This is a genomic window from Paenibacillus cremeus (assembly GCF_007786445.1).
In the GTDB taxonomy this organism is placed as follows: domain Bacteria; phylum Bacillota; class Bacilli; order Paenibacillales; family NBRC-103111; genus Paenibacillus_G; species Paenibacillus_G cremeus.
Genome location: NZ_VNJI01000028.1, coordinates 17687 through 43462 on the forward strand (window position 1 = coordinate 17687; position 25776 = coordinate 43462).

General features: G+C 48.9%; 23 protein-coding genes. 22 read left to right on the top strand and 1 reads right to left on the bottom strand.

Features of this window, described 5'->3' with window-relative positions; translation table 11 throughout:
- The first annotated feature begins 901 nt into the window (after positions 1–901).
- The 3 genes from FPZ49_RS20610 to FPZ49_RS35895 all read left to right on the top strand — a co-directional run bounded on the left by FPZ49_RS20610 (position 902) and on the right by FPZ49_RS35895 (position 3011).
- A complete protein-coding gene (locus FPZ49_RS20610) occupies positions 902–1321 on the top strand; it encodes a GNAT family N-acetyltransferase (protein ID WP_261381518.1) in 420 nt (139 codons plus the stop codon).
- Between the two features lie 111 nt (positions 1322–1432).
- Entirely contained in the window at positions 1433–1855 is a 423-nt protein-coding gene (locus tag FPZ49_RS20615) for a hypothetical protein (protein ID WP_144850459.1), read from the top strand.
- 985 nt (positions 1856–2840) lie between these two features.
- On the top strand, positions 2841–3011 hold the full coding sequence (locus FPZ49_RS35895) for a hypothetical protein (protein ID WP_186445956.1): 171 nt from the start codon (positions 2841–2843) through the stop codon (positions 3009–3011).
- A gap of 370 nt (positions 3012–3381) precedes the next feature.
- Here FPZ49_RS35895 and FPZ49_RS20620 read toward each other — a convergent pair whose 3' ends face one another.
- Positions 3382–4152, bottom strand: coding sequence for a GDSL-type esterase/lipase family protein (locus tag FPZ49_RS20620; protein WP_144850461.1), 771 nt, complete (start codon positions 4150–4152; stop codon positions 3382–3384).
- A gap of 420 nt (positions 4153–4572) precedes the next feature.
- Here FPZ49_RS20620 and nagA point away from each other — a divergent pair, with 420 nt between their 5' ends.
- From nagA to FPZ49_RS20715, 19 genes are all read left to right on the top strand, one after another.
- Positions 4573–5748, top strand: a complete 1176-nt coding sequence (nagA, locus tag FPZ49_RS20625) for an N-acetylglucosamine-6-phosphate deacetylase (protein WP_144850463.1) — start codon at positions 4573–4575, stop codon at positions 5746–5748.
- 36 nt (positions 5749–5784) lie between these two features.
- On the top strand, positions 5785–6993 hold the full coding sequence (locus FPZ49_RS20630) for a pyridoxal-phosphate dependent enzyme (protein ID WP_144850465.1): 1209 nt from the start codon (positions 5785–5787) through the stop codon (positions 6991–6993).
- Between the two features lie 23 nt (positions 6994–7016).
- A complete protein-coding gene (locus tag FPZ49_RS20635) occupies positions 7017–8036 on the top strand; it encodes a Gfo/Idh/MocA family protein (RefSeq protein ID WP_144850466.1) in 1020 nt (339 codons plus the stop codon).
- Positions 8033–8767 (top strand): MBL fold metallo-hydrolase, encoded by a 735-nt coding sequence (locus tag FPZ49_RS20640; protein WP_144850468.1) that lies wholly within the window; start codon positions 8033–8035, stop codon positions 8765–8767. Before FPZ49_RS20635 ends, FPZ49_RS20640 begins: the two co-directional genes overlap by 4 nt.
- 17 nt (positions 8768–8784) lie before the next feature.
- Positions 8785–9807, top strand: coding sequence for a succinylglutamate desuccinylase/aspartoacylase family protein (locus FPZ49_RS20645; protein WP_144850471.1), 1023 nt, complete (start codon positions 8785–8787; stop codon positions 9805–9807).
- A 23-nt stretch (positions 9808–9830) separates the two neighbouring features.
- Positions 9831–10751 carry a dihydrodipicolinate synthase family protein gene (locus FPZ49_RS20650; protein ID WP_144850473.1) on the top strand — a complete coding sequence of 307 codons (921 nt, stop codon included), beginning with the start codon at positions 9831–9833 and terminating at the stop codon, positions 10749–10751.
- Between the two features lie 50 nt (positions 10752–10801).
- The gene (locus FPZ49_RS20655) at positions 10802–12046 is read left to right on the top strand and encodes an MFS transporter (RefSeq protein ID WP_391563846.1); all 1245 of its coding nucleotides are present in this window, start codon (positions 10802–10804) and stop codon (positions 12044–12046) included.
- Positions 12047–12048: 2 nt separating this feature from the next.
- Positions 12049–12861 (top strand): IclR family transcriptional regulator, encoded by an 813-nt coding sequence (locus FPZ49_RS20660; RefSeq protein WP_186445958.1) that lies wholly within the window; start codon positions 12049–12051, stop codon positions 12859–12861.
- 127 nt (positions 12862–12988) lie between these two features.
- Positions 12989–14683, top strand: coding sequence for an ABC transporter substrate-binding protein (locus FPZ49_RS20665; protein ID WP_186445959.1), 1695 nt, complete (start codon positions 12989–12991; stop codon positions 14681–14683).
- A gap of 90 nt (positions 14684–14773) precedes the next feature.
- Positions 14774–15730, top strand: coding sequence for an ABC transporter permease (locus FPZ49_RS20670; RefSeq protein WP_261381513.1), 957 nt, complete (start codon positions 14774–14776; stop codon positions 15728–15730).
- Between the two features lie 50 nt (positions 15731–15780).
- Positions 15781–16641, top strand: a complete 861-nt coding sequence (locus FPZ49_RS20675; RefSeq protein WP_144850481.1) for an ABC transporter permease — start codon at positions 15781–15783, stop codon at positions 16639–16641.
- Between the two features lie 29 nt (positions 16642–16670).
- Positions 16671–17675: an ABC transporter ATP-binding protein gene (locus FPZ49_RS20680; RefSeq protein ID WP_144850483.1), complete on the top strand. Its 1005-nt coding sequence runs from the start codon at positions 16671–16673 to the stop codon at positions 17673–17675.
- A complete protein-coding gene (locus tag FPZ49_RS20685; RefSeq protein WP_144850485.1) occupies positions 17672–18718 on the top strand; it encodes an ABC transporter ATP-binding protein in 1047 nt (348 codons plus the stop codon). Before FPZ49_RS20680 ends, FPZ49_RS20685 begins: the two co-directional genes overlap by 4 nt.
- 51 nt (positions 18719–18769) lie before the next feature.
- Positions 18770–20176, top strand: coding sequence for a hypothetical protein (locus FPZ49_RS20690; protein ID WP_144850487.1), 1407 nt, complete (start codon positions 18770–18772; stop codon positions 20174–20176).
- 11 nt (positions 20177–20187) lie between these two features.
- Complete coding sequence (locus FPZ49_RS20695; RefSeq protein ID WP_144850489.1) at positions 20188–21639, top strand: hypothetical protein; 1452 nt, start codon at positions 20188–20190, stop codon at positions 21637–21639.
- A 31-nt stretch (positions 21640–21670) separates the two neighbouring features.
- Entirely contained in the window at positions 21671–22768 is a 1098-nt protein-coding gene (locus FPZ49_RS20700; protein WP_144850491.1) for a Gfo/Idh/MocA family protein, read from the top strand.
- Positions 22769–22782: 14 nt separating this feature from the next.
- Complete coding sequence (locus FPZ49_RS20705) at positions 22783–23580, top strand: SDR family oxidoreductase (RefSeq protein ID WP_222429936.1); 798 nt, start codon at positions 22783–22785, stop codon at positions 23578–23580.
- 15 nt (positions 23581–23595) lie between these two features.
- Positions 23596–24609: a Gfo/Idh/MocA family protein gene (locus FPZ49_RS20710; RefSeq protein WP_144850493.1), complete on the top strand. Its 1014-nt coding sequence runs from the start codon at positions 23596–23598 to the stop codon at positions 24607–24609.
- A complete protein-coding gene (locus FPZ49_RS20715) occupies positions 24606–25763 on the top strand; it encodes a trans-sulfuration enzyme family protein (RefSeq protein ID WP_144850494.1) in 1158 nt (385 codons plus the stop codon). The genes FPZ49_RS20710 and FPZ49_RS20715 overlap by 4 nt, the downstream gene beginning before the upstream one ends.
- The last annotated feature ends 13 nt before the right edge of the window (positions 25764–25776 follow it).

The window sequence follows — 25776 nt, forward strand, 5'->3', positions numbered from 1 at the left end:
TTTGTCAGCAACCTTAGGATAATAGATTACTGGTATATTTCCATTTTGATTTTTATATGCATTTTGGATGTTCGAAATAATGGTATCCACGTTCCGAAGGCTTGCAATAACGTAGTTATGGGGTTCTTTTGATAAGGCTGCTTCTTCAAGTTCGGAGTAAATAAAACTTCCCCATGTACGAGTCCCCACTTTATCCTTACCCGCGATTACAAATCCAAGGGTTATCCCAAAAGAATACGCCATTCCGATGACGGTATCGACAAGCGATCCAGTCCCCATACACGTTGATTTTTGAGATCTTATCCTCCTTTAGCTGAAGCATTAAACTGAAGTACATGGACTGATAGCCGAAAGAGAAATTCGATTTTAGGAAATATTCATATCTATAGTAGGTTGAGACGCTAAAGAAGCAGGAAGTTAAACAGGAAAATGATATTGAACTAAATGATGCGAATGACTCTGACTCTGATGGAGGAAGTGACGGTTCAGGGACAGATTAATGTTTTACGACCAACGTGCAAAGAGAGGAGCAAGCGACATAGCAGCTCCTCTTTGTAGTACAAGGGGTGGTTTTTCAATACCCATAATAGTGAGTCCACTCTCGCACACGGTAAAGGCCGAAGGGGATTGCGCTAATGGGAACGATAGTTACATCTATCATGAGGCCGCCGCGGTATAAATCTGGTGGCCTTTTTTAACGGGCAAGATACTTCCTTAAGTTGGTAAATGTGTTAGTATGAAATAAACCGAAACCCTAAAAGGTGGTGGAACATTTGATTAAATCGTTAGAGACAGAACGCCTTGTCTTAAGAAATTATCTTGAAAACAACTTGGAAAGCTTACATCTTCTCAAATCAAATCCTAATGTATGGCGGTACTCTGATAAAAAGTATTAAACGATATTGAAGAAACTAGAAACCATCTGGTTAAAACTATGGAGAACTATAAAAGTGGTATATATGATTTTCAAGCTTTATTTTTAAAGCATACGAATGAATATATTGGGGAAGCTGGAGTTTTATCTTATAAATCGAATAGTAACAGAGGTGTATTGGGCTACAATTTGCTTCCCGATTACTGGGGTCATGGTTATGCAACGGAGATAACGAAGGCTTTGGTTAAATTCTCCTTCGAAGAAATGAAGATGGAACGGGTTGAAGCTTTAGTTGCAGATGGCAATGAATCATCAAAAAAAGTATTGGAGAAATCGGGATTTATACTAGAGGGAACCCTTAGGAATTATGCTCGGATAAATAATAATTATTGTAATGTTTATTATTATGGAATGATATGTAAGGATTACTACGGTTCAAATCACTAAGCTAAGGGTACGATAGCGTGGCGATGCAAACGACCCATCGCTTCTTTTAGTTTCGGTACAAGCTGCTGAGCTAAAGGGCAGAGATCTAAATGAAAGGAGGGCAGACTTTCGTTGCCAAATACAGGGGTCACAATAATAAAGATTTGGGAAGATGAACATTTTTTTGAAATAAATCTTGAAGTTCGTTCATGCTTTTGCGTTTCGGATATAAAATTCTATACAGATAATACTGAGTTAGATGAACTAAGACGGGGGTTATTATTAATTTCATCATTGTCAGAAAATGAGTATGTTTGGAGATCTGGCAAGGATAAAAAAAATTCAACCCATTATGTACATACAAGATGGTACTTATATGATAAACAAGGGCATGTCGGGATTGAATTTATACTTGATAATAAAGATAGCCCACCTGATAAAATGCGCTCACACTCGTGCGTAATTACTGAGTTGAACCAACTTGATGACTTTATTAACCAACTCCAACAATTCATCAAAGGGAAAAGTAGCGTAGTAAAAGGGTTGTTAAACTAAAGGGTACAGATAGCGTGGCGATGGAACCGACCCATCGCTACTATTAGTTTCGGTACATGTCGCTGAACTAACTGGCCCGGTAGTGTAATAACCCTGATATATAAAAGGAGTTTGCAATCATTAGGCGAACTATTTTATAACAAACCAGATATGAAAGCATGGTGTATTTAATGTCAATGACAGATAGCCAGTTCGATGAATACTTGGAATTTTGCTATGAAAACTTACAGAAGAAACAAGAAATATTACTCAAAGAGTACGGACTTGGGAATTTTCAAGAGTATTGGTTTGACCAGGAATCAAGCAAAATTCAATGAATGAATATACAATATGGGCTCAGGGACTCCCTCAGCCTTTTTGTATTTAATTATTACCTGAACCGTGTTCAACCGTATCTTTAAGAGGAAGTGTTTGACCACCCTTTTCTGAGTCAACGTCAGATCGGATGGGGTCGATGCCTCGGAGCGTGAATTGCGCCGGGCAACAGCCGCGTAAGCCTTTTTGTTTATTTTCTCCTAAGCCCTCCCCAGGATTGATGTCGGATCTCCGACGCCGTGCAACGGGGCGGGCTCGGCCAGACCTCGATGCGCGAGCGGGCTGCCGAGTTGGGCGGAGGACTGCCGTATTGAACGGCCACAGACGCGTGAGGGGGGGAGAGGCTTCTTGAAGAAGCTGAGTATTTTTGTCGTCAACGACCATCCGTTGTCGGCGCGGTGTCGGCACTTTGATTGCACATCCTGTACTTGAGCATACGCTCAGACACGAAATTGACGAACTTTTCATTGATGCTAAATCAAAAATCAAACACCTCTCCAGATCGTATCAAGCGAAATGAGAGGTATTTTCTATGTTTGTGTGATTGATTCCGGAATCACTTCCCAACGTCTTCCCAAACTACTCCCAGTCATGTCTCAAGAAAAATGGAGTTTCCATGTTGTATGATAAATACAGGAAGCAAATTTAAATGTTGGAGGAGGTTACACTGATGATCAAAGTGAACAAAGCCGTGAGATGGATGTTTGGAGCTACATTGCTTGCATCAATAGCCGTTCCCGCAACGGTTAGTGCAAAGCCGGAAGCGAAGCCGGAGGCGGCGAAAACCACAAAACCTGGGGTGAATTTTGCTGCCAAGCCGGAGGCAAAACCGGAAATGTAATTTAGTAGTTAATCGAACCCCGAACAAAGATGCTCCTTGAAATCATCATCAAGGGGCATCTTTGTGTCACGAGAGCGTGTTAATAAACGGAGCTAATCAAATCAACACATTGTCGCCAGCCGCAAATTATTAAGAACGATGGCGCGGTACTCGTAAAAATCAACGTGGCACAGGCGCAGCAACTGATTAGTAAAGGGGTGCGGGTGCGCATAATTAAAGTTATTCGGCGCCCATTTGGAATAACCTACGTGAGAAAAACAATGTCCCATAAGTCATAAAATGACTGAGGGATAACCTCTTATTTGTAAAACCCTTTGTTTTTATTGATTTTTTAATTTTGGTCTTGATAACCCAGTCTGACTTTTTGCTATCAATGAAGTGATTTTTTCGGCAACGTTTCAATAGCTTGTTCGCCGATTTTTGCAAGCAAAAGTTGACCTGTGCTATTTGGGTGAACATCACCTGGCAAAATCAGTGTATTCTGATGTCCAGCAAAAACCGAAAATGAATCCGAAACTACAATGGAAGGGTCGGGATCGTAGCTACTAATTAGTTGATTAGCATTAACAAGCATTGCGCCAGCTACAGCGTCCAAACCATAAAAAGGATTATAGAGCGTATACAAAACGATCGGAGCATCCGTAAGGGTGCGTATTTCTTGAATGATAAGTGATAAATTAACTCCAAACTGCTGTGTAATTGCACCAATAAGGAGCATATCTGCTTGAGTAGGTTGGTAGCCTGGAGTGGTTACGAGTTTATCGATAATTGGCTTTGCACCTTGAAGGAAATCGTTACTGCCAATGTCCAGCGTAATGACATTAGCTTCAAGAAGAGCACTACGATAAGATTCGGTTTTTAAAAGGGGAAGCAAATTCGTACTCGTAAGACCTACTACCGACAGGTTTACTTGGCGCAGCTTTTCCTCCGAAGCAATCACTGCAGGGAAGGCAGATTGAGACGGGGCGTTGTTAGTGACTTCCAAATTGTAGCCAAAGCTGATCGAATCTCCAAGTGCAACAAGTGACCGTTTGCCATTTGCCTTTTTGCTGTCATCAGCTTTTGCCATGGAAGTTTGAGCAAAAACCATGGAAAACATCAGAATAACCACAAATACATGAAATAATTTTTTCAGCTTCATTCAGCATCCTCCTAAATGGTTCAGTCCTTCAAAATAACGTAGTTCCCTAGTATGAATATGCCTCCTAGAATCATCAGGAGGCCCGTGTCAGACTGCCCACGGAGTTATCCATACGATAGCTCCTCCTTCCACCTCACATCTAGATACATATCGTAACATATTATATTTGGCATTTAATTAGAACAGTTGTCCTCAATAGCGTTGTGCTAAAAATTAGATGTACTGAGCACCCGGCCAGTTGATCGGGTGCCTATTCTGTAATTATGGGAATATATACGGGGCACTACATCAGGGCAGTGGTCAAGCCATCTAATCATTTTTCATATATTTCTAAAACTGAAATATACATGAAGTGTTCCGCAAGTGAAACATCGGTTTCACTTCATTCATTTAGCCACCTATACGGGGAGCGTGAAGTCCATGAAAGGGATTTCGCTGATCGCCATTAACCATGGCACGATTATAACTGCCAACGGGCTGATTCAGGATGGCGTTGTACTGATTGAGAACGGCTTGATCAGCGATTACGGCGAAGCAAGCAGGATAGAGGTGCCGGGGGAAGCGGAGATCATCGATGCGGGAGGCGCCTATATCGCACCAGGCTTTGTAGACATTCATTGCCATGGGGGTGGAGGAGTTTGGTCATGGGAGCAACCCCATGAGTTTGCACTCGCGCATTTGAAGCACGGAACAACCGCCATTCTTCCTACCTTTACATATAATGAAAGTCGGGAGCAGGTAAGGAGGGGGATTCGGACTATTATGGAGACGATGGATTCCCAGTTGCCTTATGTGGAGGTTATTGCGGGTATCCATATGGAGGGTCCGTATATCAACAAAAAATATGGCGCGGTGACGTCGCCGATTCGCCCGGTCAATCCCGAGGAGTATCATGAAATTTTTCAGCTGGCCGGGGAGCGGATCAAGGTATGGACGCTAGCCCCCGAGTTGGATGGTCAAGAAGCGTTTATTGCAGAGGGCGCACGATACAACATTTCCTTTTCCGTAGGCCATTCAGAGGCGACAGCAGAGCAAATTTTCCGGTATGTACCCTTTGGGCTACGCATCGGCTGCCATTGCACGAATGCTTCCGGTACGACCCCGTCACCCTCGCGGTATGGCGGAACGCGTGAAGTAGGCGTCGATGAAGCGGTGCTTGTTCACGACGATATTTTTGCCGAGGTGATTCCGGATCGCGAAGGAATTCATGTCAGACCTTTAATGCTGAAATTAATATACAAAACCAAGGGCGCGGATCGCGTCATAATAATTACCGATGCAATGCCGTCAGCCGGTGAAGATAACGGAGATGTTTCAGATGTAAATTGGAACCATCTGGGACAGTTAGCAGGCAGCCGTCTGACAATGGATGAAGCTGTTCGAAATATGATGCGACATGCATCTGTCGGATGGGTGGAGGTGTTTCGCATGGCATCCTTAAATCCGGCTAAAGTGATTCAATTGGATCATCGTATTGGCAGTATTGAGAAGGGGAAGTTGGCCAACCTGGTGATTGTGGATGAGGAAGTTAACGTGAAGAAGGTCATGTTGTCTGGACGGATCGTACATGAAACGAATGAAAGTTCAACACGTTGATCCTTGATCAGTATCTTAGAGAATGGAGTTGATCAAATGCTACATACCGTCTGCATCGAGTGCGGTCTGGAGCATCAAGATCCGACTGCGTATGCATGCGTGGCGTGCTCCGGCATTATTTTGCCGGTTTTTCGTAATAAGGTAGACAGCTCCTTGCAGGATAGGGAGCAGAATGGCATTTGGAAATATCACCGCTATCTTCCTCCGGTATCGAAGCATCATCGGATTTATCTGGGGGAAGGGAGTACACCTTTAATACCTAGTGTAAAACTAGGAAAAACACTAGAGATCGGTGAGCTGTACTTCAAATATGAGGGGGGCAATCCGACCGGATCATACAAAGACCGAATTGCTGCGATGGGTGTGTCCTGGGCTCAGGCAGCCGGACGAACATCCTGTATCGGTACCACTTCGGGCAATGCCGGAGCTGCCGTGGCGGCTTATGCCAGGAGAGCAGAAATTCCCTATCATCTCTATGTGCTGGAACATATGGCGGAAGCCAAGCTAGCACAAGTGCTGCTGCACCATGCGGATGTGCGGAAAATCAAGGGTTTCGGAACCGACCCGGCAGTGGGCGAGCTTATCTTTGAGCGAATATTTGCTGCAGCTGCCAAGAGGAATTGGGAGGTGATGATAACCGCGTACCGCTACAATCCGTTTGCAATGGAAGGTGTGAAAACGATCGCCTATGAGCTATTCGATCAATTGCAGGGAGTTCCTTCGCGCATTTACTCACCGGCTGGCGGAGGTGGATTGTATTGCGGCATATGGAAAGGGTTCCACGAATTGCAAAGTGACGGTTGGGTAAGTGCCACGCCACATCTAGTGGCCGTTCAACCGGAGGGCTGCTCCAATATGGCAAGAGCGTATCTTAATGGATCGGAGACACCGCTCTATGGCCCGTCCACAACATCGATTTCCGGTTTGCAGGTACCGAATCCGCCCGATGGCCGATTGGCGCTGAAGATCATGAAGAGCGGAGACGGATCCGCCCTCACTGTGTCGGATGCATTGATCTGGGAAGCGCAAGAGATGCTTGCCGAGCAGGAGGGGATCTTTTGTGAGACTGCGGCGGCAGCTTCCGTAGCTGGTCTAATCCAAGCGCATCGTGATGGATCGGAATTATCCGGTGAACGAATCGTTTGTATTCTTAGCGGCTCCGGCTTTAAGGATAGCGGACGCTTATCTGAAATGACTCGGTATCGGACAGTCCCCTGCTTGGACGTTTCGGAACTCGATATCTAATGAAAGGATGAGGAAAAGTGCCTATGGAACGAATCCGATTGGGCATGATCGGGCTGGGACGATTCGCGGAGCTGCATGCCCGTATTTATTCCCGTCTCCCTCAAGTGGAGGTTACCGCTATATGTGATTCTAATCTTCAGCGGCATGATCGCTTTAAGCAGTGGTTCCCGAAAGCGCGTTGTTACATCAACTGGGAAGAGATGCTGACTGTCGAACACTTGGATGCTGTGGATATATTGACGCCGGAGCATTTACACGAGGAGCCTGTGCGTGATGCATTACGAGCAGGGGCCCATGTGTTCGTCGAGAAGCCGTTGGCTAATACACCGGAAGCCGCATATCGGCTTGTACAGGAGTCGATCGATTGCGGTCGGCTGCTGATGACGGGTCATGTATTGCGTTTTGATCATCGGTATATCGCGGTAAAGGAACAAGTTAGCAGCGGGGCCATGGGAATGATCCGTTCGATTTATGCGAAGCGAAATAACGGGAAGGCTTATTTCCCCCTGTATAACCGGGTTTCCCCTGTTTTTATATTGGGTATCCACGATATCGACTTGATGCGCTGGTATATGGAAGATGAAGTAGCCGAGGTATACGCTGTGAACTCCTTCCCGGATGGATCCATGGCTCCCGACTTGAATGGAGCAATTCTTCGCTTTGGGCGGGGAGGTATTGGGATATTGGAATGCAACTGGCTGCTGCCTGAAGGCGCGCTCTCCTTTCAAGATATTCGCATGGAAATTACAGCAGAGCAGGGATGCATCCATATTCAAGATCCGGATGCATCCGTCCTATATAACGGTGGGGTAAAGTCGGAGGTACCTTCCTTAACTGGCCTACATGAAACGCACGGCCGTTTAAGCGGAGCGCTCTTTGATGAACTAGCTCATTTTGTAGACTGTGTTGTAACTGGTACACGTTCCACCATCTTGCAGCCTGAGGATGCGCTTCAGGCTGTTAGAATAGCCTGGGCTATTGAGCGCTCCGCAGCTCTGGGCCGACCGGTCAAACTCTCGACAATGGAGGAGACAGAGTCGTGAGGCTGCAGGATAATGTGTATGTCGTTGGCGGGGGAAGCTTGGGCTACGACGTCAGCAGTCCCTATGATTGTAATGTCTATGCGGTGGTACAAAACACCGGTGTAATTCTCATTGATGCTGGTTCCGGAATGGGAGAGGACGCTTTAGTGCGAAATCTTCGCGCGGACGGTTTGCCTATCGATAGGATTCATACACTTGTACTTACACATGCTCATGCGGATCATGCGGGAGGAGCGAGTGGACTGAGAGCAAGACTTGGAGTCAGAGTACTTGCTTCCGTCTTGACTGCTTCCATTGTGGAGGCCGGTGATGAAGAACGAAGCTCACTTGATCAAGCGAGAAAAGATGGGGTATACCCAGTGGGGTACCGTTATGCGCCTTGCCCTATTGATCTGGTTATAGAAGAAGGTGATTGTATTGGTGATGAGACCTTCAGGCTTCAGGTTATTCAGGTGCCTGGACATAGCGCGGATTTAATCGCTTTCTATGAACCCGTCTCGAAGAGCTTGTTCTCAGGAGACGTCGTCTTCGAAGGAGGGCAACTGGCTGTGCTCTCTACGCCTGACTTTTCTCTGGAGCAGTATCAGAAATCGATTGAACGCCTTGCCAAGCTGGAGATCAACCGCCTGTATCCGGGTCATGGACCAGCGGTTCTTATCGATGCTAAAGCATCGTTGCTGGCGGCTCAGCGTCGGTTTGAGCAAGGGCTTCCTCCGGTGAGTATTGTATAGAAAGGGGGCTTGTACCAATGAGCGATAGTATGGGAATTACTCCAATCACAGAGTTCGTATGGGATCGGAGCATAAGAAACAGCAAGCGTAGCATCAGGCTGTCTCTTGGTGACGATACGGCATCCGAAGCTACAGAAGCGGCATGGCTCCCGGTGCTAGAAATCGCCGGAGCAGAGGAAGGACCTTCACTGTTGCTGCTTGCAGGCGTGCATGGTGACGAATACGAGGGGATTGAGTTGATAATCCGGCTTTTTCATCAACTAGCTCCGCATAAGCTCAAGGGCAATCTGCTTATGATCACTGCGGCGAACCCCTATTCTTATCGGGGGGGAACGCGTATGAGCCCGGAGGATGGGGTGAACCTGGCAAGAGCATTTCCAGGCAATGCCACAGGGACGGTCACCGAGCGGCTGGCTTATGAGCTTCATCACCGCTTTATCTCAAAAGCGGACTTTCTGCTGGATCTTCACAGCGGAGGCACCCAATATGCCGTAGCAACGCTGACGGGATATTATCATAATCCGTCCACGGCTTTCGGAAGAAGCTGCCGGGAAGCGGCAGAGGCTTTTGGTGCGAAGTTGTTGTGGGCACATGCGGAAATTGCTCCGGGCAGGTCTATCTCCTCCGCCCAATCGCTGGGCATTCCATGGCTATATACAGAAGCCTTTGGCGGCAGAAGGATTAGACCTGAGGATCGGACATTTTTTTATGAGGGCACGCTGCGTTTACTGAAGCATTTGGGCATGTGCGACAATCCGGAAGTCGGTACCGGTGATGATGCGCCGGTGATTAGCCGGACGATCTATAGCGATGGCAACTTTGATCATTCCATGCTTTCGGAGACGGACGGCTTCTTCATTCCCGAGGTTTCCCTGCTTGACGAGGTTCGGCAAGGCGATCGAATCGGAACGATATATCATCTGGATGGAACCGAGCTGCAGCAGGTTAAAGCCGAGACGGCTGGCATCGTCGTTATGCTACTTGGGACACCGGTGATCCGGAAGCAGGAGCCGGTCTATTTATTGGCAGCTTTGACTTAAGCAATGAGGAGGAGGAGCGGGCGATGACGAGGAGCAATTTGAACCAATTTAAGGGAATTCATGTGGCGATCAGCTCTTGCTATGACACAGAAGGCAATATTAGTACGGCGGCTGTAAGACGACTCATCCGATTTTTAATTGAGCGCAAAGTGAACGGTGTTTATGTAGGTGGCAGCACAGGCGAGGGGCTTCTTCAAACCGTGGATGAACGAAAGCAGGTACTTGAAGCTGTGATTCAGGAGAGTCGCGGTGAGATCACAGTGATGGCTCACATCGGAGCGATCAACACGAGGGACAGCGTTGAGTTGGCCGTTCATGCAGAGCGGGTAGGTGCCGATGCAGTATCCGCAGTGCCGCCGTTTTATTACCGGTACAGTGAAAAAGCTGTGCGTAAGCATTGGCAGGCTATCCTCATGAGCTCAGATCTTCCTTTCATTATTTACCACATTCCCTCCACGACGGGATTTAGCTTAACGAGCGGACTACTAAGGGAAATGATTGAAGATCCCAAAGTGATCGGTGTCAAAATATCTTCTGGAAGCACCTACGAGTTGGAACGTTTTAAAGCGGTAGGAGGCGATGATTTTCTACTGTTCAACGGTCCAGACGAACAATATTTAGCCGGTCGGATTATGGGGGCAGATGCCGGAATTGGTGGAACCTACGGAGTAATGCCCGAACTGTTTGTCAGGATGGAGCAGTTGTATGCGGCCGGCCGGTTAAATGAGGCACAGAAGCTACAAACGGCAATCAATGACATTATTTCCGGACTGCTAGGTCTGCCAATTCATTCAGCGCTCAAAGAACTGCTTCGCTTGCGCGGAGTGGACTGCGGGTCGGTTCGCGCCCCGATGGAGGAAATCACGGAGTCCCAACAACCGATGGTAGCCTTATTGCATGAGAAAATTAGGGGAGCCATAGATACATTTATCCCAAACTCATAATTTTTTAGCCAAACTAATACACCCCGGTGAGCGAGGTTATAGCTGTGAAAATGGTAAATCGTCATTTTGTTATAACGTATTTGCTCATTTCTCTTTACGGGGTTGTTCTGACCATGTTGCTCGATTCTAGCATCTCAGCCTCTTTAATAATGCTTTTGGGAGGGTACGCTTTTCAGGCAGGCAGTGTCGATTCTCTGGTTAATCTGGGCGCTGTGCTCAGTGCCGTGTTCTCGGCGTATTTGCTTAGTCGATTCCGCTTCTACAGGCATATGTTTCTTACTTTTAGCGTTTGCAGTCTGGTTAGCCTGACCGGGTTAGTGGTATGCCTGCTTGCAGCTTCGCCTCAGGTCGTGATCGGCATTACGCTGCTCACCGTATTTTTATATTACTTTTTTACCGGTAGTGTATCTTTGCCCTTGTATGAACTCTTGAATCTGTTTGTAGACAAACGATCACGAATTGTGGTCATGAGCAACTGCTTGGCGATTGGCCAACTTGCCTCCATGTTCATGAGCTTAGGGATTGCATGGCTATTAAGCCTTCCTGCTTCGAATCCATTCCTTCATTACCGCTGGATTTTTGGAGTAGCCGTCCTGTTCTGTGGCCTTAATGCCTTAACGACGCTGCGACTAGAACGAGTAGAGGTTAACCGGGGAACTGCGGCACCGCTTCGCTTTAGCACGTTGTATGGCGAACAATTCACAGAACTTAGGCAAAACAAATCGCTTCAGCTCTTTATGGCGGCAGTCATCCTTTATGCCTTCAACTGGTCGGCCACCGGATTATTCATTGGGCTTGGCTACCGTGAGAATGCTGTGCGGATGAACGAGATTTTGGCTTCCGGCATTTTTGTCCGAACGTTCATAAAGGCGGCATGCTATTATCTTTGCGGCCAACTCGCCAATCGATACGGTAATAAGTCGATTCTGATCGCGATCGGGATGGTGGGTTTAGCATCGCCTTTAACCTCACTCTTTTTACCAGTCGATTATTTCATTCTCATACTAATTGCTACAAACATAATGCCCATGGCTTATGTGTATTTCCTGAATCATTTGTTCGACCGCTCCGATGAACTCACGTTTAAAGGGCGCTTTACGTTTTTTACATTGGCTGCGGTTCCGGCTACAGTAAGCATTCCGTTCCTTGGGGTACTCGTCGAGCGCCAGCCGGCCGTATTTGGACTTGTTATGCTGATCATTCAGCTTATTGGAATTACCTTAGTATGGAAGATCAAGACGGCGGAGGAAGAAGAAAGCGAGGCTTTACCCCAGATCTCACGGAAGGAGAGATAATCATGAAGGAAACCGAAGAAAAACAAGAACGGTATACCATCCAATCCATCGATAAAGCGCTGGATTTAGTCGAACTGCTTGCCGAGCGGGGATCACTTAGCCTGATAGAGCTGACAGAACTTCTAAACCAGCCTAAGTCCTCAACCTACCGTATCCTCCTGACCTTGGAGAACCGGGGAGTGATCGCCCGCAGCGACGAGGACGGTAAGTACTGCCTTGGTTACAAGCTGCTCCTGGTGACCAAGCATTTATTGGAGCGCAACAATATCCGAACTGCTGCCTTTCCTGAGATGAAAAAGCTCTCAGATCTATTCGGCGATACGGTCAACCTGGGGGTACTTCTGGATGGAGAAATTATGTATCTGGAAATCATCGAGAGTATCCATGCTTTACGGATGACGGATTCCGTTGGATCAAAATCACCATTTCACGCAACAGCGATGGGCAAAGCCATTACGGCCTATCTTTCGGAGCAACAGCTGGAACAGCTGATGGACCAATTCGGTCTGCCCCCATTCACACCGCAGACAATCACTTCGAAGGTACGTTTCCGCCAGGAGCTGGAGAAGGTGCGTAGTGAAGGCTATGCGATCGATGACCAAGAGATTGTCGAAGGAGCTCGCTGTGTTGCTAGTCCTATCTTCGGAATGTTCGGACAGGTGTACGGCGCGATCAGCATCTCCGGCCCTATGCACAGATATACGGCGGATAAAATTCCAGAGTTGTCCCGGCATGTGGCCGCCGCTGCTGCAGCCGTTTCGTTAAAACTGGGCCATGTATTGACGCCAGCTGCAGATCCGAACCTCCAATTTTAAAACTATGGTTTTATTTTTGGCCCCAAACGAACATATTTCATTTCAGCCCTTCGTATAGATACGATAGCAGAAGCTTGGATGGTGTCGAATGATTCGAGAGCAAGCCATTAAGATTAGGGGGTTAGCCATGAAAAGAGTATGGATCGCACTGCTGTCAGTCATGATGTTTGCGGGATTTTTAGTCGCATGCACCAGTACGAGTACGAATACACCCGCTCCAGGCTCCGCCAAAAAGGAAACGCCTGGTGCCACGCCGGCGGATTCCGCGCCGAAAAATTCAACCCAACCGATGCCTGAAGCGACAGGCGAAAAGCTGCTGCTGACGAACTGGGGGCCGGATGACAAATTTGGTGCCTCCTGGGCGGATTACGGCGGCTTTATGAAAACCAACCTATTCCGCCGTTTGCTGATGCTCAATGAAAAAGGCGAGCCGGTGGAAAAGGACCTGGCCAAGGATTACACCGTTTCTCCTGATGCACTCACCTATACCTTCACGCTTCGCGACGATGTTAAGTGGCATGACGGCGTAAGCTTTACCGCAGAGGATGTCCGATGGAGCTTGGCGACCGCTATTAAGTCCACTTCAATCAACGCCATCTTCTCCGGTGCCTTTAGCAAAATCGTAGGCGCCGATGACTGGAAGACGGGAAAGGCAAATAATTTAAGCGGGGTTACCGTCGATGGCAATAAGGTCACGATCAAGCTGACCGAGCCGGTAGGGGTGTTCCTGTTGACGATGGCGCAATGGCCGCCTTACCCGAAGCATTTGCTAGAGAAAGAGGATCCGGCGAAAATCCATTTGTCTTCGTTCTGGGAGAAGCCGATAGGCAACGGACCGTATAGACTGACCGAGGTAGTACCGAACAATTATGCGATCATGGAAATTTTTAAAGACTTCTACGGCTCGAAACCAAAAATAGAAAAAATTAAACTGCAAACGATGACCGAGGATAAAATCGTGACGAAAACGCAAGCCAACCAATTGGATTATATTTCCGTCATGAGCCTGGACCAAGTCAATGAAGCGCTTAAAAATCCGGCATACAAAGCGTATCCTGTCGATATTTTCTTTGATCGTTACCTGCAGGCCAACATGATGGGAGCGGACGGCAAGCCGAACAAAAAAATTGCGGATTTGCGAATCCGTCAGGCACTGCTTTATGCGATCGACCGGAAGGCATTGGCCACGAAGCTGTTTAAGGGGCAGGCGGAGCTGCTCGAAACGAAAATTCCAACGAAATTGCCGGAGTACAACAAAAATGCGGTGACGTACCCGTACGATTTGGAAAAAGCGAAAAAGCTGCTGAAGGACGCGGGCTTTGATTTCAACCAGCCGGTCAAGCTGCAATATTATTACACGGATCAGCAAACCGTCGATCTGATCGATACGATCAAATATTATTGGGAGCAGGCCGGTGTCAAGGTAGAAACCTCGCTTATGAAGGGCAACCTGCTGGAGCTCATTTATACGAAGCGCGATTATGACTTTCTGTATGCCGGACTTTCCGCTATGGCTCTTGAGGAAGCGTACGGACTTTTCCATACGGATAGCCCGCTTGGCATGCAGGTCTTCGGCGGAGCCAAAGATAAATGGGATCCGCTCATTGACGACCTTAGAAGAGCTACCGATCCCCAGAAGCGCAAAGAAGCCGTAGGTAAGCTGCAGGACATGGAAAGCCAATTTTTATGGCATATGCCGCTCTTCTCGCTGAAGCAGTATGTGCTAGTGAATGAATCCCGGTTGAAAACAGCCGGCATTTTCGGCAATGAATGGACCAACTATGACCGGCAGCAGCAAAATTGGGAGCTTAAAGTGAAATAGCGCCAGCTCAACCTTAAACGGTAAGGCGTCAGCCCCAACATTCGCCGGCGCCTTACCGATTCTATTTTACTCGTTGAGGAGAGGGTTGCGTTGTTAAACTACTTCACGTTCCGATTCTTATCAATCTTTCCGATGTTGTTTCTCGTACTCGTCCTCATCTTCATAGGCTTGCAGCTAACTCCCGGCGATCCGCTAACCTACATGATCCCGCCCGAGGTACTCAGTTCAGCGAATTTCGATTTGGCGGCCTACAAGAAAGCCATGGGACTTGACGCTCCGGTATACATCCAGTTTTTTCATTGGTTTACGGATCTTGTGCAAGGTAAGCTCGGCTACAGTTTGGTGGACGGATCCAATATTGCCAAAATGATTTCCAATCGTCTGCCTGCGACCTTAGCGCTGGCGGCTGCCGCATTGATTATATCTTCAGTACTCGGCATTCTTCTGGGTCTCTTATCCTCTATTAGACAAAACTCGTCTACGGACTACGCCAACACGGTCATCGGCATTATCGGCATCTCGATCCCAGAGTTTTTCATCGGCATCTGTGCAATTCAAATCTTTGCGATCAAGCTCGGCTGGCTCCCGATCGGAGGGCAGTACGAGTACGCGGACTCAGGCATCATCGATCGGCTTCGGCATTTACTGATGCCTTCACTTGTGCTTGGCTTTGCCCTGACCGCCGCATTGATGCGGTATACGCGGGGCACCATGCTTGATGTGTTGGGGAAGGATTACATCAAGACGGCGCGCAGCAAGGGACTTCCCGAATGGAAGGTCAACTTGAAACATGCCTTCCGCAATGCACTGATGCCCGTAGTTCTGCTGCTCTGCTTTCGGCTCCCGTTATTAATCGGAGGTACCGTCATCATCGAGAGTGTATTCGGGTGGCCGGGCATGGGTGGAATGATCCTAAACGCAGTGTCGGCGAAAGATTACCCCGTCGTGATGATTACGACGATGATGACAGCTTGTATGGTTCTATTTGCCAGCTTTCTTGTCGATCTGCTAACCGCATTGCTAGATCCGAGAGTGCGTTTTGAATAAGCAGTTGTGGTATGGTCCAGCAAATTAGCCGGAGAAGGGGGAGCCTATCTATGGAAGCGACAGCAGCAAAATCCAGCCTGGCATTAAGAAATTGGGAGAAGCTTAGACGTAACAAACTGGCTATGATCGGATTTTCGATCATACTACTGATGCTGCTGTGCGCCATTTTGGCCCCGGTCTTGACCCCCTTTCAACCTGATGAGATCGATCTTGGCAATCGTCTGATGCCGCCATCTTCTGAGCACTTACTCGGAACGGATAAAATCGGACGGGATGTGCTCACTCGCATTCTATACGGGGCGAGAATCTCGATTTTCATCGGTTTGAGCGGAGCTCTGGGCGGGGCAGTGATCGGTACAGTGCTCGGCTGCTTCAGCGGTTATTTGGGCGGTTGGCTCGACAAGCTGCTGCTGCGTATTTCCGAGTTGTTTATGACATTCCCGCAACTGATTCTGATCTTAATCTTGGTGGTCTACATTGGCCAGGGCTTGTTTAATCTTATCTTTATTTTTGCGGTAACCGGATGGACAGGAACGTACCGGCTTGTGAGGGGAAGAGTTCTATCTCTACGGGAAGAAAGCTTTGTGGACTCCTGTCGTGCCTTTGGAATCGGGGAGATGTCCATCATGTTCAGGCATATTTTACCCAATACATTAAGCCCTGTGATTGTGACCGTGACACTATCCACTGCAGGCTACATTCTTGCGGAATCGGGCCTTAGCTTTCTCGGGCTGGGCGTCCCATCGGGGATTCCGACATGGGGAAATATTATTAATGCGGCCAAGGCGGTCGATGTCATCCGTAACAATCCATGGCTATGGTTACCTCCCGGCTTTGCTATCTCCCTGTTCGTTCTAGGTGTCAATTTTTTTGGAGACGGGCTTCGGGATGTGTTGGACCCTAACCAATAAAAATGCAATCCCGAGGGGAGAGATGAGGCTTGTCCACCGTCGATGATTTGATTCTGAAGGTTGATAATTTGCAAACGCAGTTTGACTTGGGCAGAAGAGTGGTGCGAGCCGTGAACGGCGTCTCGTTTAACGTCAGAAAAGGTAGGACACTGGGGATCGTTGGTGAAAGCGGCTGCGGCAAAAGCGTGACGGCACACTCGATTTTACAGCTGCTGCCCAGGCTAGGGAAAATAACAGAAGGAAGCATCACTTACTATAAGGACCAGCAGGAAGTCGTGCTCAGCCAGCTTAAGCGCAATGGAACAGCGATTCGTTCCATACGTGGCAAGGAGATCGGCATGATTTTCCAAGACCCTATGGCCTCTCTTAACCCGGTGTATACGATAGGGGATCAAATTTGTGAAAATTTGCAGCAGCATGAACCAATTTCACGTAAGGAAGCGATGGAGAAAGCCGTTGAGATGCTGACGTTACTCGGTATTCCGAAGGTCTCAGCCCGGATGAAGGATTACCCGCATCAATTTAGCGGGGGGATGAAGCAGCGTGTCATGATCGCCATGGCCATGGTATGCAAGCCTAGACTGTTGATCGCCGATGAGCCTACCACCGCACTCGATGTCACGATCCAGGCGCAAATTCTGGAATTGATGAAGGATGTGCAGGCCCAATACGGCACGTCCATTATTCTAATTACACATAATATGGGCATCGTCGCCGATATGGCGGATGATGTCGCTGTGATGTATATGGGACGGATTGTAGAGTTTGGCTCCGTGCGCCAGGTGCTGGGTTCACCACAGCATCCATATACGCAAGCGTTACTCCGATCCGTACCGGTGCTTGGCATTGACCCGAATGCAAGGCTTCAAACCATCCGGGGAAGCACACCGGATCCATCCGAAAAGCTAGAAGGCTGTGAATTTGCACCCCGCTGCGACTATGCAGCGGATCGCTGCAGAACAGTTCCGAGTGAGTCGATATTGCCTGACGGCCACCGTGTGAGATGCTGGAACTGCAGAGGAGGAATCGCATGACGGCAAGTCTAAATACGCCAGAGGTGCTGCTTGAAATTAAGGATATCAAAAAATATTATCCGGTTTATAAGGGCCTCTTCAAAAAAGAGGTCGGTCAGGTCAAAGCGGTTGACGGTGTCAGTGTGTATGTCCGCAGGGGGGAGACGCTTGGTCTAGTTGGTGAAAGCGGTTGTGGCAAAACGACGCTTGGCAAATGTCTAGTCAGGCTGCATATGCCCACCTCCGGCGAAATGCTGTACAACTATGGCCGGAGTGAAAGCAGTAACGGCAGCGCGCAACTGCGCGATATTTTAACATTAACGCGACACGAAAGCTTTGAAGTTCGCAAAAGAATTCAAATTGTATTCCAAGACCCGTATTCCTCGTTAAATCCGGTCAAAACCATTTATGCTTCCTTTGACGAGCCGCTCCGTATTCATGGCATGGGCAGTAAATCGCAGCGTAAGGAGATCATCGCCCAGGTGCTGGAATCGGTCAATTTACGGTCGGATTATATGTACCGGTATCCGCACGAATTTTCCGGCGGGCAGCGGCAGCGCATTTGCATAGCCCGGGCGCTGTGCATACAGCCCGAGCTAATGGTTTGCGATGAGCCAGTTTCAGCGCTCGATGTGTCGATTCAGGCACAGGTTCTGAATCTGATGAAGGATTTACAGCGACAATTGAATTTAACCTATATTTTCATTGCACATGATCTCAGTGTGGTGAAGTACATGAGCGATAGAATCGCGGTAATGTACCTAGGGCAAGTGGTGGAAATTGCCGCTTCGGACAGCTTGTACGCATCACCACAACATCCCTATACAGAGGCACTCTTATCTGCAGTCCCTACGCCGGAACTAGACCGGCCCAAAGAAAGGATTGTGCTGAAGGGGGAGGTCCCAAGCCCAATCGATCCTCCAAAGGGCTGCCGATTTCATCCTAGGTGTTCAAAGTGTGAGGCCATTTGCCGGACGGAGGCGCCAACGCTTCGCCGGGTCGCAGGCGCAAAGGATCATTATGTTGCATGTCATCTAGCCGATACCCTTCCGACGATGCTGTAAAAGAAACGGTGCGAAGTGCCGGCGTTTAGTGAATGACAAGGAGAGAACCAAATGAGCGATCCGAAACGGGAAGTGCTGAGAATTGGTAATCGGGTGGAACTATTTGTTGACGATACCCTAATCCATCGAATGGAAAAGGCTTATCTTAAGCTGAATCCTCCGGAAAAGAAGGAAATTGTATTAACGATGGATCAGCCCTGGGAAGGCTCCGGCAGCGGGATTTATTGTACGGTTTTTAAGGAGGGCGATAAATACCGGATGTACTACCGAGGAACCTTTGACAACAGTTCTGATCATTCCCATGGTCAGGCCTGCTGTTATGCAGAAAGTAGCGATGGGATTCATTGGGAACGACCGGAACTAGGGATTCACGAGTTTAATGGCTCGACCCGTAACAATATTGTGATGCTCGGGCAAATTGCCCACAATTTCAGTCCCTTTCTCGATACTCGTCCGGGTGTTCCTACCAGTGAGAAATACAAGGCAGTAGCAGGTTACGCGCCCAGAGGGTTGTTTACCTTTGTGTCCGAAGATGGCTTTCACTTCAGAAAGCTGCAAGAGGGGCCCGTCTTAACGAAGGGAGCATTTGATTCTCACAATCTTGCTTATTGGGATACGGAAAGAAACAGCTATATTTGTTATTCCCGTTATTTTGCATCCTCCCTAGAACCGAACATTGAAGCACCACAGGATTCAGCCGTGTTCGTCGGAGTAAGGGCGATTCAGTACAGCACCTCGGAAGACTTTATCCATTGGACGGAGCCGCAACCGAACCGATATGATCGTGGGCCGCTAGAGCACTTTTATACGAATAGCACCGTGCCATGCCCCGGGGCGGAACATATTTATTTATCCTTTCCAATGAGATTTATGCCGGAGCGGTTCAAAATCGCAGGACACAGTAAGGTGGGCATATCTGATAACACGTTTATGTCCAGCCGCGATGGAATGTTCTGGAAGAGGCCGTTTCGTGAAGCTTGGACCCGTCCCGGTCTCGATCCACGCAACTGGACTCAAAGAAGCTCGGCACCCGCCTGGGGCATATTGGAAACTTCCCCCGAGGAGTTTTCACTGTTCATTAATGAACATTATCAATGGGATGATTCCCGAATCCGCAGAGTGACGGTGCCACGTCACCGGTTTGCTTCCGTTCACGGAGATTATACCGGCGGTATATTTACAACCAAACTACTGGTCGTGGAAGGCAATACGCTAAGCATCAACTACGCCACTTCGGCACCAGGTTCAGTTAAGGTGGGCCTCATCGATGACGCAGGTTGGCCCATTTCCCATTTCAGTACGGAGGATTGCGATATTATCTATGGCGATGAGCTGGAGCACACGGTGACATGGCGGGGAAATTCGGATCTGTCCCAATTTATTGGCAAGGCGGTTCGATTGAAGTTCGAGCTGAAGGATGCAGACATTTACGCGATGCAAATTGGTGCGGAAAGCTAAAGGAGGATCCTATGGAGGCTACGAGCCGTAATGTGAAATTCACCTTTTTCGATAACCGCACCTACGAATATATCCGGGGCTTCGAACGAAAACTGGGCCAAGCGCAGAAATATAGCGGCAATCCGGTCCTCACCCCTGAGTTACCCAACGAATTTAAAAGGGCGCATTATTACGGAACCGCTTTATATGATGAAGACGAACAGCTGTACAAAACCTGGTATTCCTCACATTTCTATGGCGCTGCAATCGGAGAGTCCGATCCGAAGGCCTATTCCTACCTGAATTATGCGTATTCGTCGGATGGCATTCACTTTATCAAACCACAGCTGGACGTCGTACCTGGCACGAACATCGTGCTGGATAATGAAGAGAGAACGCACGGCCCGTCTGTAATTCTCGATTCCGAGGAGCCGAACCCCAAGCAGCGTTTTAAGCTGGCCATGTCACCCTATACGAAGCACTGCAGCATCTTTATTTACGCTTCCCCCGACGGCATCCATTGGAAGCCGATGTTCGATAAGCCCGTGCTGGAGGTCGAAAGCGACTGTCACACTGGATTTTATCGCGATCCGGCATCCGGGGCGTACCGCCTGTCCTTTCGCATGCGCTGTCCCGACCGACGTGTCTGGGTGGCTGAAAGTCAAGACCTGCTGCATTGGACAAAGCCAGTACTGGCCTTGGAGCCGGATCAAATCGATTCCTGCTTTACGCAGTTTTACGGGATGCAGATGACCCCATATGGTCCGCTTACGATCGGCCTGATATCCATGTATGACACGTACGATTTCATTACCGATCCGAACTTCAATAAGATGGCCGGTACCATGGATGTTCAGTTGGCCTACAGTCGTGACGGATTTGGCTGGCATAGGTGCAAGCAGGGGGAAAAGGTGATCTCCCTGGGCGTGGAGGGAGAGTGGGACTCCACTTGTATCATGCCGTCTTCCACCATCATTTATCGTCCAGATGCCATGAAGCTGTATTATTCGGCTGTGCCGTTTGACCATTCCGGTTTCAGTCGCATTCCATACGACGAGATCGATAAGGAATGCATAGGGTTAGCGGAGTTGCGGCCGGACGCCTTTGTCTATTTACAAGCCGATCAGGATGAATGCGAGTTGTTGACGCGGCCCTTTGCAATAGAACATGGAGATCTATATCTAAATGCAGCCGCCGCCAGTGGAGTGGTTAAGGTGGAGATTTGTGATACGGAAGGAAGAGCACTAAAGGGGTTTTCTTTTGACGATCACATTCCGTTTACCGGAGATAGCACGGCAGCTAGGGTTGAGTGGAAGGGAAATCCAGACATTTCTAGCTTCACACATCAAGTGATTCGGCTTAAGCTTCGTGCGTCCAATGCCAAGGTGTACTCCATCTTTTTCCCACATGGCGAAGATATAAAGGCATACTGGAGGTTTAAGGAAGTGTCTTGCTTGAATCCTTTAAAGTACGACATTAGCTAATTCGGGCCAGTAGTCGATAAGGAGAACGGTCATGATGGAAAACGTCCGATTTGGGATTGTGGGCAGCGGATATTTCGGCGGAGGGCTCGCCAAAGTATTGTCGGGACTCCCGCACAGCGAAGTGAAGCTTGTGTATGGTGGTACAAGGGCGGGGAAACTGGCGGAGGAGCTTGGCTGCCGTCAAGTCTTAGCGCTGGAAGACATGATGAACAGCAGCGACATTGATGCTGTGATCGTTGCTACGCCCAGTCATCTTCATCGCGATCCAGTCATCTTAGCGGCCCAAGCAGGAAAGCATGTCTTTTGTGAAAAGCCGACGGCACTTTCCCTTATTGATTGTACGGACATGGTGCGGGCTTGTGAGAAGGCCCATGTTCAGATGATGGTCGGACATAGCTATTACTTTATAGACGGCCTGCTTCAAGTGCGCCGATGGGTGGATGAAGGTGTCATCGGCAAGCCCGTGGCCATCCATTCAGAGAGGACCGGTTGGGAGTCACCGCAAGCGGTGGTCAGTTGGAAAAAGAACGTTGAAACCTCCGGGGGCCATTTATTTCACCATATTCATGAACTGGATTTTCTGCAAACGATTATGGGACCAGCGATAGCCATTTGTACGGCGGGCGGCAATTTGACTCATCAGGGGGATGGCTACGGCAACGAAGAGGATGTGCTGATGCTGACCTTGGAATTCCAAGGTGGAGCAGTAGGGACAATGCAGTATGGCTCGGGCTTCCACTGGGGCGAGCATTTTGTCAAGATCAATGGAACCAAAGGTGCAATCCGAATCGATTTTAAAAGGTCGAAGATTTATTTGAGGAAAGACGGTCAGGAATCCGAGCATTTACTACACCGTACAGAAACAGAGGACGAGGAGCGGGCGAGCTTTTACCGAGGAATGGACGGAGGGATCGCCTACGGCAAACATAATTCGGAAATCGCATCTTTTCTGAAGGGTGTAATGGAAGCGGAAATGACGACTTTTCGTGATTGTCTCCTTGGCTGCCCGATTCCTGGGTACCTAAAATCGCTGTTTGATGGCAGGGCAGCACGCTCATCCATAGCTGCAGCGGAGGCGGCGATTATCTCCTTAAAGGAAAAACGGTGGGTTCAAATCGGGTACAACTAAGGAGGACACCTGCTATGCATACGATGAACTTGTTTCGTTTGGATGGTCGGGTTGCCGTCGTAACCGGTGGCGCGGGGCTGTACGGCCTGCTGATCGTTCGCGCGCTGGCTGAAGCGGGGGCTCAGGTCGTGATGGCCTCGCGCGGGCTGGAAGGCTGCGGGGCTGCCGCCGACAAACTCAAAGGTGAGGGGTTGCAGGTGGTCGCCAAACAGCTAGATCTGGGGAGCGAGGCAAGTATTCACCGTTTGACTGAGGAGGTGGTCGAGGAATTCGGCCGAATCGATACGCTTGTTAATAACGCTGTCTCGAGAACAGGCCTTGCGAATCTGGACGAAACGACTTCGGAGGGCTGGGAGGACGCTGAGCGGGTGAACGGTACGGGGCTGATGCTGATGACGAAGGCCGTCGTTGGGCACATGTGCAGGCAGCGACATGGATCCATTATTAATATCGCATCGATCCAGGGCGTGGTTGGGCCGCATTTTCCCGTATATGGCGACACCGGGATGTCGAGCGGAATCGAATATACCTACACCAAGTGGGGAATGATCGGCTTTACCAAATGGGTGGCCAATTACTATGCTGGTTATCACATTCGAGCCAACTGTATAAGCCCTGGCGGGTATAATCCAGGGCTGCTGCAGGATGAGAGCAAGGCGCAATTCGCTGACAATTATCGCAAACTGACACCTATGGGCCGGTTCGCCGAGGAGGACGACATCAAAGGACCAACGGTGTTTCTCGCTTCAGAGGCTTCCCGATATGTCACAGGGCAAAATCTGATTGTGGATGGCGGCTGGACCAATTGGTAACCAAGGGGGCGTACCATGTATCGCGCAGCTGTGATCGGACTCGGTAATATAGGGTTGCTGTTTGACATCCCGAGAAAAGTGATGCCACAGAGTCATTCATTAGCGTATCACTTACACAAGGACATCGAGTTTGTCGCGGCGGCAGGTGTCCGCCTGGAACAAGGGGACGCTTTGGTATCGATCGCACCCGAAGCTAAGTTTTATACTGATTTAAATACTATGTTAAAGGAGCATGAGCTGGATCTGATCAGCATTTGCACACCCTCGGAGATAAGGCTCGAACTGCTCCGAAACGTATTTCAGCAGTCGCCCGTGAAGTTGATTTTTCTAGAGAAGCCGGTTGCGACAAGTCTTGCAGAAGGGGAAGCCATTGTAGCCTTAGCCCAGCAGTATAACCGAACCGTGGTAGTTAATTTATCCCGGAGATGGAGCGAAGCGGCAGGGCTCATGCGGCAAGCTGTACAATCCGGACATTACGGAAAAGTGAACAGGATCCACCTTCGGTATACAAGAGGAATTTACAATTATGGCTCCCATTTATTTGATCTTGTACGTTTTATCGCTGGAACGATCGATACAGTTCAAGTGCTGCGGCGGGTTCCCACCCGGCTCGACAATCGAGAGGACTGGACGTATTCCTTTATCTTCACGGCGGAGAACGGGACGATTCCTGGGTATGCCGAAGCATTCGACGACCGGGATTATTTGATCTTTGAGATGGACCTGTTTCTGGAGAAGGGAAAAATCGAAATGCGCCAGAGTGGTGACGAAATCCGTTTCTATACAACTGACACGCATCCTATGCTGGGAGGTACGAATCAGCTCGTTCTGGAGTTGACGGAGCAAGACCTAAACAGCAGGTCCAGTATGATAATGAACGCGGCGGAGCATCTCGTCGAGATACTCCGAAGTGGAGCGAAGCCCATATGCTCGCTCGAGGACGGGATGTATCCGATGTATGTAGCTGAAGCGATAAATCGTTCGTACCGGAACAACAGGTCTAACGAAAAGGTGGTGATAACACCGTGAGATCTGATTTAAAACGAGTACAGGAGATAATAACCTCCATCGATGTGCATAGTGAGGATTTGTTTGGCGCTGTCGTTCCGCCTACGTTTGAAAATACGATCTATCGGTATCCCGATTACGAAGCAGTGAAGCAGGTCGCAGAAGGTCGTGCGCATCGGTACGGCTACAGCAAGAACGGGAATCCGACAACCGAAGCGGTGGAACGAGTGCTGGCGGCGCTCGAAAAGGGAGAAGCGGCCAAATGCTTTTCCTCTGGAACAGCGGCGATCTATACCGTACTTTTAAGTGTGCTGGAGCCGGGAAGTCATGTCATTACCGTCAAGAATGTCTACGGCCGTACCTCGGACTTTTTAAAACGAACCTTTCATAAGTTCAATGTGCAGACCACGTTTGTGTCAGGTGAATGGTTAGAGGAGTTTGAGGAGGCCATCCAACCAAATACAAGGCTGATTTATCTCGAAAGCCCAACCTCCTGGCAATTTGAATTGCAACCGATTCGTGCTGTTTCCCAGCTTGCCAAACAACATGGCATCAAGGTAGTGATCGATAATACGTGGGCGACACCGGTATTTCAGAATCCGCTCGAGCTTGGCGCGGACGCTGTCATTCATTCCGCCTCTAAATATTTGGGAGGCCACAGCGATTTGGTTGCCGGTGTCGTGATTGGACCGAAAACTTGGATTTCCGATTTGCCCCAGTTGGGCGCTGTGCTATCCCCATACGAGTCAGCCAAATTGCTGAGGGGTGTTCGTACATTGGCTCTGCGTATGGAAAGGCATGAACAAAGCGCGCTGCGCATTGCCGCTTTTCTGGAGCAGGAGAATAAGGTGACCCGAGTGAACTATCCGGGCTTGGCAAGCTATCATCAATACGAGCTAGCGCAATCTCAAATGTCCGGGTGTAGCGGATTGATGTCATTTCACCTGGATGCAAATGAGGCAGGGATACGGTCCTTTATCGACTCGCTTCGGCATATTAGTATCGGTGGAAGTTGGGGAGGTTTTGAAAGTATTCTGTATGCTGCAGCCATGTCGGGAACGGAAGCGGAAGTAACGGCACGCGGCTTCGGCTTTACACAGATCCGGTTGTCCGTAGGACTGGAGGTGGCCGATACGTTGCTGGAAGACCTGCATACTGCACTCCAGCTAATTTAGAACATAACCACTC

Coding starts and splice junctions, on each gene's coding strand:
- FPZ49_RS35895 (WP_186445956.1), top strand. CDS start 2,841: ATGATCAAAGTGAACAAAGCCGTGAGATGGATGTTTGGAGCTACATTG.
- nagA (WP_144850463.1), top strand. CDS start 4,573: ATGAAAGGGATTTCGCTGATCGCCATTAACCATGGCACGATTATAACT.
- FPZ49_RS20700 (WP_144850491.1), top strand. CDS start 21,671: ATGATGGAAAACGTCCGATTTGGGATTGTGGGCAGCGGATATTTCGGC.
- FPZ49_RS20705 (WP_222429936.1), top strand. CDS start 22,783: ATGCATACGATGAACTTGTTTCGTTTGGATGGTCGGGTTGCCGTCGTA.
- FPZ49_RS20710 (WP_144850493.1), top strand. CDS start 23,596: ATGTATCGCGCAGCTGTGATCGGACTCGGTAATATAGGGTTGCTGTTT.
- FPZ49_RS20650 (WP_144850473.1), top strand. CDS start 9,831: ATGACGAGGAGCAATTTGAACCAATTTAAGGGAATTCATGTGGCGATC.
- FPZ49_RS20660 (WP_186445958.1), top strand. CDS start 12,049: ATGAAGGAAACCGAAGAAAAACAAGAACGGTATACCATCCAATCCATC.
- FPZ49_RS20655 (WP_391563846.1), top strand. CDS start 10,802: ATGGTAAATCGTCATTTTGTTATAACGTATTTGCTCATTTCTCTTTAC.
- FPZ49_RS20645 (WP_144850471.1), top strand. CDS start 8,785: ATGAGCGATAGTATGGGAATTACTCCAATCACAGAGTTCGTATGGGAT.
- FPZ49_RS20685 (WP_144850485.1), top strand. CDS start 17,672: ATGACGGCAAGTCTAAATACGCCAGAGGTGCTGCTTGAAATTAAGGAT.
- FPZ49_RS20665 (WP_186445959.1), top strand. CDS start 12,989: ATGAAAAGAGTATGGATCGCACTGCTGTCAGTCATGATGTTTGCGGGA.
- FPZ49_RS20635 (WP_144850466.1), top strand. CDS start 7,017: ATGGAACGAATCCGATTGGGCATGATCGGGCTGGGACGATTCGCGGAG.
- FPZ49_RS20675 (WP_144850481.1), top strand. CDS start 15,781: ATGGAAGCGACAGCAGCAAAATCCAGCCTGGCATTAAGAAATTGGGAG.
- FPZ49_RS20620 (WP_144850461.1), bottom strand. CDS start 4,152: ATGAAGCTGAAAAAATTATTTCATGTATTTGTGGTTATTCTGATGTTT.
- FPZ49_RS20690 (WP_144850487.1), top strand. CDS start 18,770: ATGAGCGATCCGAAACGGGAAGTGCTGAGAATTGGTAATCGGGTGGAA.
- FPZ49_RS20630 (WP_144850465.1), top strand. CDS start 5,785: ATGCTACATACCGTCTGCATCGAGTGCGGTCTGGAGCATCAAGATCCG.
- FPZ49_RS20695 (WP_144850489.1), top strand. CDS start 20,188: ATGGAGGCTACGAGCCGTAATGTGAAATTCACCTTTTTCGATAACCGC.